The organism is Streptomyces sp. NPDC092369 (assembly GCF_044755245.1).
Classification (GTDB): Bacteria; Actinomycetota; Actinomycetes; order Streptomycetales; family Streptomycetaceae; genus Streptomyces.
The window spans coordinates 976,932-990,401 of record NZ_JBIVQP010000002.1 but is presented as its reverse complement, the minus strand read 5'-3'; the positions used below and the strand labels follow the sequence as shown (position 1 = coordinate 990,401).

Genomic DNA, 13,470 nt, shown 5'->3' with positions numbered 1-13,470 from the left:
TCAGTCCACGCTCCTGATCCGCCCCACCAGCACCGCCCCCGCCAGCCCGACCACTGCCGCCACCAGGTACAGCACCCGGTAGCCGCCCAGGTACGTCACGATGGGCGCGGCGAGGGCGGGGGCCGCGACCTGGGGCAGGGCGTTCGCCACGTTGATCACGCCGAGGTCCTTGCCCCGGTCCCCGGCCTTCGGCAGGACGTCCGTCATCAGGGCGAAGTCGACCGAGGTGAAGACACCGAAGCCGATGCCGAGGACCGCCGCCGCGACGATCGCGCCGGGCCAGGTCTGCCAGACCGCGAGCCCGGCCGTCGCCACCGCCATCAGGATCCCGGACCAGATCACGAACGGTTTGCGCCGGCCCAGCCGGTCCGACCACACCCCGCCGACGACGACCGTGGCGAGCAGGGTCAGCCCGTTCACCGCGGTCAGGATCAGCACGCCCTGGTCGGGGTCGTCGTAGTGCAGGCGGTCGCGCAGGTAGTACAGGAGGTAGAGCAGCACCAGCGCGTTGCTGAGGTTGATCAGGAACCGGGTCAGCCAGGCCCAGCCGAGGTCCGGATACCGGCGCGGGCTCAGCCAGAAGCCCGCGAGGAACGACCGCCACGACCACGGCGGCCGGTCCGACACCGGCAGCCGCAGATCCGGGTACTTCAGGACGTACGGCAGCACGCCCACGACCGTGAACACCGCGCAGGCCGCGTACCCGGCCCCGATGCCCCCGACCACGGTCGCGAGACCGGTCCCGCCGACCACACCGAGGATCTGCGCGGCCCCCAACCACCCGCCCACCGAGCCGCGTTGGAGCCGGGGCACCCGGTCCGGCACCGCCGCCGTGACCGCCGCGAACGCCGCGTTCAGGGTCAGCTGGACCAGGCACCAGCCCAGCGCCATCGTCCACACCCCGCCCGCCCCCGCGAGCAGCAGCAGCGACAGCGCGCCGCCCGCGGCCCCGGCCACGATCCACGGCGTACGGCGGCCCCAGCGCCCCGTCGTCCGGTCGGACAGGGCGCCGAAGAACGGGTTGGCGGCCAGCGAGACCATTGCGCCCGCGCCGGTCACCCAGGCCAGCATCGCCTCCTTGGACATGCCTGAGCCCGGCGCGAAGTCCTTCGCCTGCGAGGCCAGCAGGATCTGCAGCGGGCCGTACCAGCCCACCCAGATCGCCCCGTTGGCGAGCGAGAGGGACACCGTCCAGCCGCGCCCGACCCGTTCGACGGGCTCGGCGAGCGCGGCCGGGGAGCCGTGGGAGTCCTGTGAGCGGGAGTTGTGGGAGCCCTCCAAGGGGGCCGTCATCTCTGCGCCCGGAGCAGCTCCTGGAACCACGCGTACGAGGCCTTCGGCGTGCGCACCTGCGTCTCGTAGTCGACGTGCACCAGACCGAAGCGGCGCTGATAGCCCTCCGCCCACTCGAAGTTGTCGAGCAGCGACCAGGTGAAGTAGCCGCGCACGTCCACACCGGCCGTCACCGCGTCGTGCAGGGCCCGGACATGGCCGCCCAGGTAGGCGATCCGGTCCTGGTCGTCGATGCCCTCGTAGGAGCAGCCGTTCTCGGTGATGACGACCGGGGGGAGGCGGTCACCGTAGCGCTCGCGGAAGCCGGTGAGGAGTTCCGTCAGAGCTCCGGGGACCACGGGCCAGCCGAAGTCGGTCCGCGGGACACCCTCGATCTCCCTTACGGAGAAGGGGAGTTCCGCGGGCATGGTGAGGCCGCCGAACTCGATCTCCGCGCCCTGCGGGGCGCCCACCCGGGTCGGCGCGTAGTAGTTGATGCCGTACCAGTCGAGGGGCTCGGCGATCACCTTCAGGTCCGACTCGACGTCCCCGGGCATCAACTCGCCTATGCCGTCGGGGTACTGGCCGAGCAGCAGCGGGTCGGCGAAGAGGCGGTTGAGCAGGAGGTCGTAGAAGTCCGCCGCCTCCACGTCGGCCGGCTCGTCCGAGGCCGGCCAGGTCGGGCCGTGCGAGTTGGCGATGCCGATGTCGCTCGCACCGGCCGCGCGCAGGGCGCGTACCGCCAGGCCGTGCGCGAGGAGTTGGTGGTGGGCGACCGGGAGCGCGTCGAAGAGAAGCTTCCTGCCCGGCGCGTGGGCGCCCAACGCGTGGCCCAGCAGGGTGTGTTCGGCGGGCTCGTTGAGGGTGATCCACTTCGTCACCCGGTCACCGAGCCGCTCGGCCACGACCGACACGTACTCCGCGAAGTGCGCGGCCGTGTCCCGCTCCAGCCAGTCCTGGGTCACCGGCAGGTCCCAGTGGAAGAGGGTGGGGACCGGGCGTACGCCGGCCGCGCACAACTCGTCCACGAGACGGTCGTAGAAGTCCAGGCCGCCCGGCGAGTTCACCCTCGGCCAGGAGACCGAGAAGCGGTACGCGTCCACGCCCAGGCCGGACAGGAGGGCCACGTCCTCGCGGTAGCGGTGGTAGTGGTCGCAGGCCACCGCCGCCGTCGAGCCGTCCTTGATGTTCCCCGGCCCGGCCGTGAAGACGTCCCAGACCGACGGCTCGCGCTCGTCCACGGCCCCCTCGATCTGGTGCGCCGAAGTCGACACACCCCACAGGAAACCGTCAGGGAACCGAGGGATCGGATGGGCCGCTGCACGCGGTTCAGTCGCCATGGGCGGGATCATCCTTACCCCTCGGTAGGGAAGTCAACGCCCCCGCGTGAACTGCCGGTTACGCCCCTCCCTAGGCCCCTTCCTTCAACACCCGCGAGATCAGCTCGCGTTGCTCGTGGGTGAGCCGCGGATCAGCCGCGTACACCGTCTTCCCGTCCACGGTGATCTCGTAGCTGAAGCCGTCCGGCACCCCCAGCGGCCGGCTGCCCTGGCCGCCGGACAGCGCCTGTTGAGCCAGGGCCTGCCATTCGAGGGCATCGGACCGCCCGGAGGTGTTCACCTCCGCCTGCCGCTCGATGCCCGCGAACCCGCCCGTGCGCCGTACCTGAATACGCATGGGCCCTGTCTAGTACGGACTCACGGAATCCGCACCCCGACCTGCTCCCACGCCTTCGACACGGCCTGGAGCTCCTCGCCGCCGTCGCCGAAACGCTCGCGCGCGGCCTTGACCGTGAGCCTGGCGAAGTCGACGAACAGCGCGCTGCTGGTGAGCTCGCCGCCGGTCAGCACGTCGTACCAGACCTGGCCCGCCTTCTCCCAGGCGTTGCCGCCGAGCGCGTTCGCGACCAGGTAGAACGCGTGGTTGGGGATACCGGAGTTGATGTGCACGCCGCCGTTGTCGCGGCCGGTGCGGACGTAGTCGTCCATGGTCGCGGGCTGCGGGTCCTTGCCGAGCACGTCGTCGTCGTACGCGCTGCCCGGTTCCTTCATGGAGCGCAGCGCCTTGCCGGTGACGCTCGGGGCGAGCAGGCCCGCGCCGATCAGCCAGTCGGCCTCGGCGGCGGTCTGGCCCAGCGTGTACTGCTTGATGAGCGAGCCGAAGACGTCGGACATCGACTCGTTCAGGGCGCCGGACTGGCCGTAGTACGTGAGGTTGGCCGTGTACTGGGTGACGCCGTGGGTCAGTTCGTGGCCGATGACGTCGATCGGGATGGTGAAGTCGAGGAAGATCTCGCCGTCGCCGTCGCCGAACACCATCTGCTCGCCGTTCCAGAAGGCGTTGTTGTAGCGCTCGTCGAAGTGGACGGTCGCGTCCAGCGGGAGGCCTTCGGCGTCGATCGAGTGGCGTCCGTAGGCCTTGAGGTAGAGCTCGAAGGTGGCGCCGAGGCCGGCGTAGGCGCGGTTGACGGTGGCGTCCTGGCCGGGGTCCGCGCCTTCACCGCGGACGTTGGTGCCGGGGAGGTCGGTGCCGTGACCGGCGTCGTAGATGGTGCGGAGTGGTTTGTCCGTCGCCGCCGGTGTCTGCGGCGCCGGGGCGAGGGAGAACTCGGTGGTGACCCTTCGCTTGCCTCGCAGCTCGCTGTCGCGGATCAAGGTCTGTTGGGCCGGACCGGAGAGGTTGGGGTCGTCGTTCCTGGCCAGGTGGTCGAGGATGTGCGGCGGAACGACCGTGCAGAAGACGGGCGTGAAGCCCCCGTTTGTCGTCATGTGCGGCACGATGGCACTGCGTTAGCGGGCTGTCACTAGGTGCCACCATGATTGGTGAAATATGGGGATGCGGCCGCCGTGGGCGGTTGCGCTGCGTTAGGCCTCTGACGGCCGGTGGGGGCTGGTCGCGCCCACGCGGCGGAGCCGCATATCGACACAGCCCCGCGCCCCTGAGGGCGTTGCGGTCGCGCATATCGATACGCGCCCCCGCGCCCCTCAAAAGAGCACAGTCCCGCATGTTGATACGGGGGCGCCCGTCCATGAGCCCTCCGCTAGCATGCTCTGCATCATGCGTTTCGGGCTGCTCCTTCTTAGCTGCCGCGGCGAGGGCCTGTAAGACAGGTCGACTCCCTCCCCGCGGAGCTTGGCGTTGCGTCGTCGGCCGTCCTTCCGGACATCCTGAGGAGCCCCCCGATCATGGCGAACCGCCAGCAGCCCAGCCGTATGCCGATCCACAAGTACGGCCAGTACGAGCAGGTCGACATCCCGGACCGCACGTGGCCCGGCAAGCGCATCACCACCGCCCCCCGCTGGCTCTCCACCGACCTGCGTGACGGCAACCAGGCCCTGATCGACCCGATGTCGCCCGAGCGCAAGCGCCGGATGTTCGACCAGCTGGTGTCGATGGGCTACAAGGAGATCGAGGTCGGGTTCCCGGCGTCCGGGCAGACCGACTTCGACTTCGTGCGCTCGATCATCGAGGAAGAGGGCGCGATTCCGGACGACGTGACGATCTCCGTGCTGACTCAGGCCCGTGAGGATCTGATCGAGCGGACCGTCGAGTCGCTGAAGGGTGCCAAGCGGGCGACCGTGCATCTGTACAACGCGACCGCGCCCGTGTTCCGGCGGGTGGTGTTCCGCGGGTCCAAGGACGACATCAAGCAGATCGCCGTCGACGGCACACGGCTGGTGATGGAGTACGCCGAGAAGCTGCTGGGGCCCGAGACCGAGTTCGGGTACCAGTACTCGCCGGAGATCTTCACCGACACCGAGCTGGACTTCGCGCTGGAGGTCTGCGAGGCGGTGATGGACGTCTACCAGCCGGGTCCGGGTCGCGAGATCATCCTCAACCTGCCTGCCACGGTGGAGCGTTCGACGCCGTCCACGCACGCGGACCGCTTCGAGTGGATGGGCCGCAACCTGTCCCGCCGCGAGCACGTCTGCATCTCCATCCACCCGCACAACGACCGCGGTACGGCGGTGGCGGCGGCCGAACTGGCGCTGATGGCCGGCGCCGACCGCGTCGAGGGCTGTCTGTTCGGACAGGGCGAGCGCACCGGCAACGTCGACCTGGTCACCCTGGGCATGAACCTGTTCTCGCAGGGCGTCGACCCGCAGATCGACTTCTCCGACATCGACGAGATCCGTCGTACGTGGGAGTACTGCAACCAGATGGAGGTCCACCCGCGCCACCCGTACGTGGGCGACCTGGTCTACACGTCCTTCTCCGGCTCCCACCAGGACGCCATCAAGAAGGGCTTCGACGCCATGGAGGCCGACGCGGCCGCGAAGGGCGTCACGGTCGACGACATCGAGTGGGCGGTGCCCTATCTGCCGATCGACCCGAAGGACGTGGGGCGCTCCTACGAGGCCGTCATCCGGGTCAACTCGCAGTCCGGCAAGGGCGGGATCGCGTACGTCCTGAAGAACGACCACAAGCTGGACCTGCCGCGCCGGATGCAGATCGAGTTCTCGAAGCTCATCCAGGCCAAGACGGACGCCGAGGGCGGCGAGGTCACCGGTGGTGCCATCTGGGCGGTGTTCCAGGACGAGTACCTGCCGAACCCGGACAACCCCTGGGGCCGCATCCAGGTCCGCACCGGCCAGTCGACCACCGACACGGACGGCATCGACACCCTGACCGTCGAGGCCACCGTCGACGGCGAGGACACCGTCCTGACCGGCTCCGGCAACGGTCCGATCTCGGCCTTCTTCGACGCCCTGCAGTCCGTAGGGGTCGACGTACGCCTGCTGGACTACCAGGAGCACACGCTCGCCGAGGGCGCCTCCGCGCAGGCTGCCTCGTACATCGAGTGCGCGATCGGCGACAAGGTTCTGTGGGGAATCGGCATCGACGCGAACACGACTCGTGCGTCACTGAAGGCCGTCGTGTCCGCCGTCAACCGCGCGACCCGATAGTCACTCTGACCGGCGGTTTCGGGGCCTTGGTCGTCGTATACGGCGATCAGGGCCCCGCACTTTTCGGCCACCCTGACGTGGAGGTCACGGAAAGGTCTCTTCCGGGGTACTGACTACACCTCGACAATGTGGCTAACATCACGCAAGCGCGGCGATGTTGCCGCGGCGTTACGGAGGTGCGACGTGCTGCCAGTACGGGGACCAGACGGCCGTGCTTCCCGGCTTGCCCGAATCCTGGGCACCCGCACCGCGTGGACACCCGTCGGCGACGGCGAGTTCTTCTGCCCCGGCTGCGGGGGCGACCGCAACTACCAGCGGCTGACCGGCCGCCGCCGCCTCACCCTGCTCGGTGTGCCGGTGCTGCCGCGCGGCGAGACCGGGCCGGTCGTGGAGTGCGCCGCCTGCCGCCGTCACTTCGGCACGGACGCCCTCGACCACCCGACCACCACCCGCTTCTCCGCGATGCTCCGCGACGCCGTGCACACCGTCGCCCTGGCGGTCCTCGCCGCGAGCGGCAGCTGCTCCCGTCCGGCCCTGGAGGCCGCCGCCGGGACGGTCCGCGCGGCCGGCTTCGACGACTGCACGCAGGAGCAGCTGAACGCGCTCGTGGAGGCGCTGGCCGCCGACACCGGCCGGGTCTACGGCCAGCCGTGCGGTGCCGGACTCGCCATAGAGCTGCACGAGGCCCTCGACCCGCTCGCCCCGCACCTCGCTCCGGTGGGCCGCGAATCGATCCTGCTGCAGGGTGCGCGTATCGCTCTCGCGGACGGGCCCTACACCCCGGCCGAGCGTGAGGTCCTCACGACGGTGGGCGGGGCCCTGACGATCTGCGCGGACGACGTGACCCGCCTCCTGGAGTCGGCGCGCACGCCGTCCTGAGGTTTCGCGGAGAGTCGTCCCAGCGCACCGGCGACGCCGGATTCCCCGTCGAGGGCACCCGTCCGGCCGAACCGTCCCACGTCATTCGTACGGTCTTCGCGATGCCCGTCGGCCGGATCCTGAGCAGGCTCGGGACCCGCGACCGGCCCGGCCGGTGATCGTGACGTGCGGGCCGGAATCGCCGACAGCGGGGAGCATGTGACGGAAGGTCAGAGTAGCCCTAGGGAGATCGATGACCATCCTGAGCCGCACCCTTGTCGTCGCCGCGGTCCTCGCGGCCCCCCTCACCGCGACCCCGCACGCCTCCGCCGCCGGCTGCACGTCCTCCGTGCCGTACGTCTCGGGCCAGGGCGGCTACGACACGTACCGGATCCCGGCGACGGTCACCACCCGCCGGGGCACGGTCCTCGCCTTCGCCGAGGGCCGGCGCACCGGCGCGTCCGACACCGGCAACATCGACGTCGTGCTCAAGCGCTCCGCCGACGGCGGCTGCACCTGGGGCCCGCTCCAGGTCGTCACCGAGGGAGACGGGGACACCCGCGGCAACCCGGCGCCGGTGCTCGACCCGCTCACCGGCGCGGTCGTGCTGGTGACGTCGTACAACAGCGGCCTGGTCACCGAGCCGCAGATCATGCGGGGCGAGGTGACACCCGAGCAGAGCCGCCGGGTGTTCGTGCAGCGCAGCTGGGACGACGGCCGCACCTTCTCCGCGCCGGTCGACATCACGGCCCAGGTCAAGGAGCCGGACTGGCGCTGGTACGCCACCGGGCCGGGCCACGCCGTCGCCCTCACCAGCGGTCCGCACGCCGGCCGCCTGGTCGTCCCCGCCAACCACTCCGCGGCCCCGCCGGAGGGCTCCAAGGACACCGGCCAGGAGCGCAAGTACTACGGCGGCCACGCGATCTACAGCGACGACGGCGGCACCACCTGGCACATCGGCTTCGTCGACTCCTCCTACGAGGGCTACGACAACGCCAACGAGACCAGCGTCACCGAACTCCCGGACGGCAGGCTCTACTTCAGCTCCCGCGACGAGGGCGGCACCAGCAAGGGCAACCGGCTCGACAGCTACTCCTCCGACGGCGGCCAGACCCTCGATCGCCCCTACCGCCAGCAGCCCACCCTCAGCGATGTGCCGGCCGTCCAGGGCAGCGTCCTCCAACTCCCCGAGCCGGGCGCCCCGTTGCTGTTCTCCGGCCCGTCCGTGCCCACCGCCCGCCAGGCGATGGCGATCTGGCGCAGCACGGACGGCGGGGCGACCTTCACCAAGGCGCTGACCCTGTCGACCCAGCGGGCCGCCTACTCCGACCTGGTGCGGGTCGGCTGGGAGACGCTCGGGATCCTGTACGAGACGGGTGTGGCGGGCACGTACGAGACGATCGAGTTCCGGCGACTGGCGACCGACAGCCTCTCGGGTTCCTAGAGCAGTCCGGCCGCCGCCAGGAACTTGCCCACCCGGCGCACCTCCTCCGGCGACAGCGGCACCTGGGGTTCCGCGGTCGCCGGGCAGTCGATGATCCCGCGCAGGTGCAGCGCCGCCTTGAAGGCGCCCAGTGCCGAGGAGCTGCCGCCCATGCGGGCCGGGTCGCCGGCGCGGACCAGGTGGAACAGGGCGCACAGGCGGTCCTGCTCGGCGCGGGCGCGGTCCCGGTCGCGGGCCTGGCAGGCCCGGTGGAGGCGGACGTAGCCGTGCGGGTCGACGTTGGCGAGGCCGGGGACCGCGCCGTGCGCGCCGAGTGCAAGCGCGGAGTCGACGAACAGTTCGGAGCCGGTCAGGACGCTGAAGCCGGTGAGGCCGCGGGCGCCGGTGACGACCTCGCGGAAGCCGGCCAGGTCGCCGCTGGAGTCCTTGAGCCCGGCCAGCGTGCCGTCGGCGGCCAGCTCCAGGACCAGCTCCGCGGGCAGCTTGCTGTGGACGGCGGCGGGGATGTCGTAGGCGACGACCGGGACCGGACTCGCGGCGGCGATCAGCCGGAAGTGGCGGGCGATCTCGGCGGGGTGGGTGCTCGTGTAGTACGGCGCCGTCACGACCACGGCGTCCGCGCCGGCCGCGGTGACGGACTCGACGTGGTCCAGGACCCTCGGGGTGGTCATGTCGATGACGCCCGCGAGGACCGGCAGCTGCCCGCCCACGTGCCCCACCACCGACTCGACGACCTGCCTGCGCCGCCGGTCGGTGAGGTAGGCCGCCTCCGACGAGGAGCCGAGCACGAAGAGCGCGTCCACCCCGCCGCCGAGCAGATGGTCGACCAGCCTGAGCAGGGAGGGGACGTCCACTTCGCCCTCCGGTGTCAGGGGGGTGCAGACGGGCGGGACGACACCGGTGAGCGGAGTGGGGAAGGTCATGAAGGCTCCCTGGGGCGGTTCTGTCGTACGAGATCGCGGGTCGACTGGTCCTCCTCCACAGGATGGTGGCAGCGGTAGCGGTGTCCGGCCTCCGACGCGGCCGAGAATTCCGGCATTTTGGACATGCACTCCCCGTCGGCCTTCCAGCAGCGGGTGCGGAAGGGGCAGCCGCTCGGCGGGCGGGTGGCCGAGGGGACCGGGCCGGTCAGCGGGATCGGGTCGACGGGGTCGAGCAGTCCGGGCGTGGCCGAGAAGAGCGCGCGGGTGTACGGGTGCCGGGCGCGGTCGGTGACGTCGGCGGCCGGGGCCTCCTCGACGATCCGGCCCAGGTACATGGTGATCACGCGGTCGCTCATCCGCCGTACCGTCTGGATGTCGTGCGAGACGAACACCAGGGCCAGGCCAAGGCGTTCGCGCAGGTCGAGCAGGAGGTTGAGGATCTGTGCGCGGACCGACACGTCCAGGGCACTGGTCGGTTCGTCGGCCACCACCAGGTCCGGGTCCAGGGCCAACGCCCGGGCGATCGCGACGCGTTGGCGCTGGCCGCCGGAGAGCTGGCCGGGCAGCGCGTCGGCGACGGACCGCGGCAGACCGACCAGCCCCATCAACTCCCTTACCCGCTCCTCTCGTTGGGCCTTCGTGCCGCGCTCGTGCACGTCCAGCGGGTCGCGCAGGATCTGGCGGATGGGCAGCCGGCGGTTCAGGGCGGTCGACGGGTCCTGGAAGATCATGCCGACGCCGGACCCGATCGTCGCCCGGCGCTCACCGTCCGGCATCGACCACAGGTCCCGCCCCCGGAAGGCCACCGCCCCGGCCGTCGGCCGCTCCACTCCCACCAGCACCTTCGCCAGCGTCGACTTCCCGCACCCGGACTCCCCGACCACGCCGACCGTCTCACCGGCCGCGACGGTGAGATCGGCACCGGTCAGCGCGTACACCCGGTCCCGGGTGAACAGCCCGCCGCTGCGGGCCTTGTGCACCACGTGGGCGTCGGACAGCTCGACGATCGCGTTCACTGAGGGGCCTCCGTGCCGGGCGCCGGGCGGTCCGGTCTGGTCAGGGTGTGGGCGTCCGACGCTTCGGCGGTCGCGTTCACGTCAGGGCCTCCGCCGGTACCGGCTCGGGGGCCGGGTGGTGGCAGGCCGTGGTGTGGGTCGGGGGGCCCACCAGGTCGGGGCGGGTGGTGCGGCACAGGTCGCTCGCCAGGGGGCAGCGGTCGGCGAAGCGGCAGCCGGCCGGGAAGTCGGCGGGGGAGGGGACCACGCCCTTGATCTGCGTGAGGCGTTCGGCCGCCGTCTCCAGCGAGAGGACGCTGCCGAGCAGGCCGCGCGTGTAGTGGTGGGCCGGTGCCTCCACCAGGTCGGCGGTCACGCCCGTCTCCACGATCTGGCCGCCGTACATCACCACCACCCGGTCGGTGACGTCCGCGACGAGCGCCAGGTCGTGCGAGACGAGGATCAGCGCGAAGCCCAACTCCTCGCGCAGGCGCAGCAGCAGCTGCATCACCTGTGCCTGCACGGTGACGTCGAGCGCGGTGGTCGGCTCGTCGGCGACGATGAGCTTCGGGTCGCGGGACAGGGCCATGGCGATCAGGACGCGCTGGCGCTGGCCGCCGGAGAGTTCGTGCGGGTAGCTGCGCAGGGTGCGGTCGGGGTCGAGGCCGACCAGGCCGAGGAGTTCGGCGGGGCTGCGGTGTCCGCCCCGGCGGACGACCTGCTTGAGCTGGGCGCGGATCGTCATCGCGGGGTTGAGGGAGGAGAGGGCGTCCTGGTAGATCATCGCCATCTCGTGGCCGAGGAGGCGGCGGCGCGCGCGCATGGGTTCGGCCAGCAAGTCCCGTTGCTCGAAGCGGACCTGGCCGCGGACGCGGGCGCCCCTGGGCTCCAGGCCCATGATGGTGAGCGCGGTGAGCGACTTGCCGCAGCCCGACTCGCCGACCAGGCCCAGGACTTCGCCGGGCTGCACCTCGAAGCTGATGCCGTCGACGATGTCCACGCCGTTGTGCCGGCCCTCGAAGCCGACGGCGAGGTTCTCGACGGCCAGTATCGGCAACTGCCCCTGGGGGAGCGGCCGGGCGCGGGAGCGCAGGCGCCGGGCCGCCGCGGCGAGACCGGGTAGCTCCAGCACCTCGCCGGTGCCGGGCTCCGCGGTCTCAAGGCGGTCCTTGTCCGCGTCCTCGCCCGTGTCCGCGTTCTCGGCCGGGTCGGGTGGCGTCACCTCGCGCGCCGAGGGTGCCGCCCACGCGTCGGACACGCCCTCGGACAGGACGTTCAGCGACAGGACGGTGATCAGCATCAGCAGGCCGGGGAAGACCGTCGCCCACCAACCGCCGGTCAGCACCATGTTCTTGCCGTCCGCGATGACGCTGCCCCAGGACGGGTCCGGGGGCCGCACGCCCGCGCCGATGAAGGACAGCGATGCCTCGAAGACGATCGCCTCGGCGACCTGGACCGTGCAGAACACCAGCACGGGGGCGGCGCAGTTGACCGCCACGTGCCGCAGCACGATGTGCGGGGTCCGCGCGCCGATCACCCGTTCCGCGGTCACGTAGTCCTCGCCGTACTGGTCCAGGACGTTGGCCCGCACGACGCGTGCCACCGGCGGGGTGAACAGGAACGCGATCGCGCAGATCAGTACGGTGATGCCGCCGCCGAACACGGCCACCAGGACGGCCGCGAGCGCGATGCCCGGGAACGCCATCACCACGTCCAGGCAGCGCATCAGCGTCTCGTCGACGCCCCGGCGCGAGGTCGCCGCGATGGCGCCGAGCACGGCACCGGCGACGAGGGCGAGCGCGGTGGCGCCGAGCCCGATCGCGAGGGACCAGCGGGCCCCGTACATCAGGCGGCTCAGCAGGTCCCGGCCGAGGCTGTCCTGGCCCAGCCAGTGCGCGGCGGACGGGTGTCCGGTGCCGTCGACCGGGGCCTGCTGGGCGAGCGGGTCGTCGGGCGCGAGGAGCGGGGCGAGCAGCGCCACCAGCACGACGACCGCCAGGAAGCAGACGGCGACCTTCGACAGCAGTGGCAGCCGGCGCCGGCCGCGCAGTCGGATGCCGGGCCGGGAGAGCGCGTCGGCGAGGCCCTTGCGCGTGAACGGGGTGTTCATGTGGCCGCATCCCTCAGTCGCGGGTTGACCAGCAGATACAGGACGTCGATGACGAGGTTCACGACGACGAAGCCGATCGCGGTCGTGATCACCACGCCCTGCACGACGGCCGGATCGCCGTTCTGCACGGCGTCGATCATCAGCTTGCCCATGCCGGGCAGCGCGAAGATCGTCTCGATGACGACCGCGCCGCCCAGCAGATAGCCGACCCGCAGACCGAGCACCGTCAGCGGGTTCATCAGGGCGTTGCGCAGGACGTTGCGGCCGACCACGACGTGCGGCGGCAGACCGCTGCCGATCGCCGTACGGACGTAGTCCTTGTCCAGCTCCTCCACCACCGACGTCCGTACGATCCGGGTGAGTTGGGCCGCCACCGGCAGCGAGAGCGCCAGCGCCGGGAGCGCCATCGTCTTGAGCCAGCCGGTGACGGAGTCCGCCGGGTTGATGTAGCCGCCGGCCGGGAACCAGCCGCGGTCCACGGCCAGGTACTGGATCATCAGCAGCGCCAGCAGGAAGCCGGGGGCGGCGACGCCGGTCAGTGAGACGACCCGGACGATCTGGTCCGGCAGCCGGTCGCGGTAGATCGCCGCGGTCACTCCGCCCAGGAGGGACAGCACGACCGCGATACCCAGGCCAAGGAAGGTCAGTTGGAGGGTGAGCGGCAGCGCGGTGGTGACCTGGTCGAGGACCGGGGCCCGGGTCAGGGTGCTGGTGCCCAGGTCGCCGTGGAGCAGGTCGCCCACGAAGTCGACGTAACGCACGGGCAGGGGGTCCAGGAGGCCGCTGCGCTCGCGGAAGTCGTGCAGTTGCTGCGGGGTGGGGTTGGCGCCCTGGAAGAACGCGGAGGCCGGGTCGACGTCCGAGAAGCGCATCACCAGGAACACGAACAGGACGATGCCGAGCATCAGCGGCACGAGCAGCGCGATGCGCCGGACCAGGATCCGTACGACTGCTGTCATGG

At 71.2% G+C, this 13,470-nt stretch carries 11 protein-coding genes; 3 read left to right on the top strand and 8 right to left on the bottom strand.

All coding sequences use genetic code 11. From position 1 onward, the window contains the following. The 4 genes from ACIQI8_RS14135 to ACIQI8_RS14120 form a co-directional block, all read right to left on the bottom strand. On the bottom strand, positions 1–1,293 hold the full coding sequence (locus ACIQI8_RS14135; protein ID WP_402348915.1) for an MFS transporter: 1,293 nt from the start codon (positions 1,291–1,293) through the stop codon (positions 1–3). Next, positions 1,290–2,612: a GH1 family beta-glucosidase gene (locus tag ACIQI8_RS14130; RefSeq protein ID WP_402348912.1), complete on the bottom strand. Its 1,323-nt coding sequence runs from the start codon at positions 2,610–2,612 to the stop codon at positions 1,290–1,292. The genes ACIQI8_RS14135 and ACIQI8_RS14130 overlap by 4 nt, the downstream gene beginning before the upstream one ends. 70 nt (positions 2,613–2,682) lie before the next feature. Then, positions 2,683–2,949 (bottom strand): protealysin inhibitor emfourin, encoded by a 267-nt coding sequence (locus tag ACIQI8_RS14125; protein ID WP_402348909.1) that lies wholly within the window; start codon positions 2,947–2,949, stop codon positions 2,683–2,685. Positions 2,950–2,969: 20 nt separating this feature from the next. Then, positions 2,970–4,040, bottom strand: a complete 1,071-nt coding sequence (locus tag ACIQI8_RS14120) for a M4 family metallopeptidase (protein WP_402348906.1) — start codon at positions 4,038–4,040, stop codon at positions 2,970–2,972. Between the two features lie 417 nt (positions 4,041–4,457). Here ACIQI8_RS14120 and leuA point away from each other — a divergent pair, with 417 nt between their 5' ends. The 3 genes from leuA to ACIQI8_RS14105 all read left to right on the top strand — a co-directional run bounded on the left by leuA (position 4,458) and on the right by ACIQI8_RS14105 (position 8,481). Next, positions 4,458–6,179, top strand: a complete 1,722-nt coding sequence (gene leuA / locus ACIQI8_RS14115; RefSeq protein ID WP_402348903.1) for a 2-isopropylmalate synthase — start codon at positions 4,458–4,460, stop codon at positions 6,177–6,179. Positions 6,180–6,362: 183 nt separating this feature from the next. After that, positions 6,363–7,058, top strand: coding sequence for a TerB family tellurite resistance protein (locus tag ACIQI8_RS14110; protein WP_402348900.1), 696 nt, complete (start codon positions 6,363–6,365; stop codon positions 7,056–7,058). A 232-nt stretch (positions 7,059–7,290) separates the two neighbouring features. Then, positions 7,291–8,481 (top strand): exo-alpha-sialidase, encoded by a 1,191-nt coding sequence (locus ACIQI8_RS14105; RefSeq protein WP_402348898.1) that lies wholly within the window; start codon positions 7,291–7,293, stop codon positions 8,479–8,481. Here ACIQI8_RS14105 and ACIQI8_RS14100 read toward each other — a convergent pair. The 4 genes from ACIQI8_RS14100 to ACIQI8_RS14085 form a co-directional block, all read right to left on the bottom strand. Beyond that, positions 8,478–9,404 (bottom strand): dihydrodipicolinate synthase family protein, encoded by a 927-nt coding sequence (locus ACIQI8_RS14100; RefSeq protein ID WP_402348895.1) that lies wholly within the window; start codon positions 9,402–9,404, stop codon positions 8,478–8,480. The genes ACIQI8_RS14105 and ACIQI8_RS14100 overlap by 4 nt on opposite strands. Then, positions 9,401–10,420 (bottom strand): oligopeptide/dipeptide ABC transporter ATP-binding protein, encoded by a 1,020-nt coding sequence (locus ACIQI8_RS14095; protein WP_402348892.1) that lies wholly within the window; start codon positions 10,418–10,420, stop codon positions 9,401–9,403. Before ACIQI8_RS14095 ends, ACIQI8_RS14100 begins: the two co-directional genes overlap by 4 nt. Before the next feature lie 76 nt (positions 10,421–10,496). Beyond that, positions 10,497–12,509: a dipeptide/oligopeptide/nickel ABC transporter permease/ATP-binding protein gene (locus ACIQI8_RS14090; protein ID WP_402348889.1), complete on the bottom strand. Its 2,013-nt coding sequence runs from the start codon at positions 12,507–12,509 to the stop codon at positions 10,497–10,499. Further along, positions 12,506–13,468, bottom strand: a complete 963-nt coding sequence (locus ACIQI8_RS14085) for an ABC transporter permease (RefSeq protein WP_402348886.1) — start codon at positions 13,466–13,468, stop codon at positions 12,506–12,508. The genes ACIQI8_RS14090 and ACIQI8_RS14085 overlap by 4 nt, the downstream gene beginning before the upstream one ends. Positions 13,469–13,470: the final 2 nt, after the last annotated feature.

What these genes read in the sequence shown, in the direction of transcription:
- ACIQI8_RS14105 (WP_402348898.1), top strand. Translation starts at nt 7,291, where the DNA reads ATGACCATCCTGAGCCGCACCCTTGTCGTCGCCGCGGTCCTCGCGGCC.
- ACIQI8_RS14090 (WP_402348889.1), bottom strand. Translation starts at nt 12,509, where the DNA reads ATGAACACCCCGTTCACGCGCAAGGGCCTCGCCGACGCGCTCTCCCGG.
- ACIQI8_RS14130 (WP_402348912.1), bottom strand. Translation starts at nt 2,612, where the DNA reads ATGGCGACTGAACCGCGTGCAGCGGCCCATCCGATCCCTCGGTTCCCT.
- ACIQI8_RS14135 (WP_402348915.1), bottom strand. Translation starts at nt 1,293, where the DNA reads ATGACGGCCCCCTTGGAGGGCTCCCACAACTCCCGCTCACAGGACTCC.
- ACIQI8_RS14085 (WP_402348886.1), bottom strand. Translation starts at nt 13,468, where the DNA reads ATGACAGCAGTCGTACGGATCCTGGTCCGGCGCATCGCGCTGCTCGTG.
- ACIQI8_RS14100 (WP_402348895.1), bottom strand. Translation starts at nt 9,404, where the DNA reads ATGACCTTCCCCACTCCGCTCACCGGTGTCGTCCCGCCCGTCTGCACC.
- leuA (WP_402348903.1), top strand. Translation starts at nt 4,458, where the DNA reads ATGGCGAACCGCCAGCAGCCCAGCCGTATGCCGATCCACAAGTACGGC.
- ACIQI8_RS14120 (WP_402348906.1), bottom strand. Translation starts at nt 4,040, where the DNA reads ATGACGACAAACGGGGGCTTCACGCCCGTCTTCTGCACGGTCGTTCCG.
- ACIQI8_RS14125 (WP_402348909.1), bottom strand. Translation starts at nt 2,949, where the DNA reads ATGCGTATTCAGGTACGGCGCACGGGCGGGTTCGCGGGCATCGAGCGG.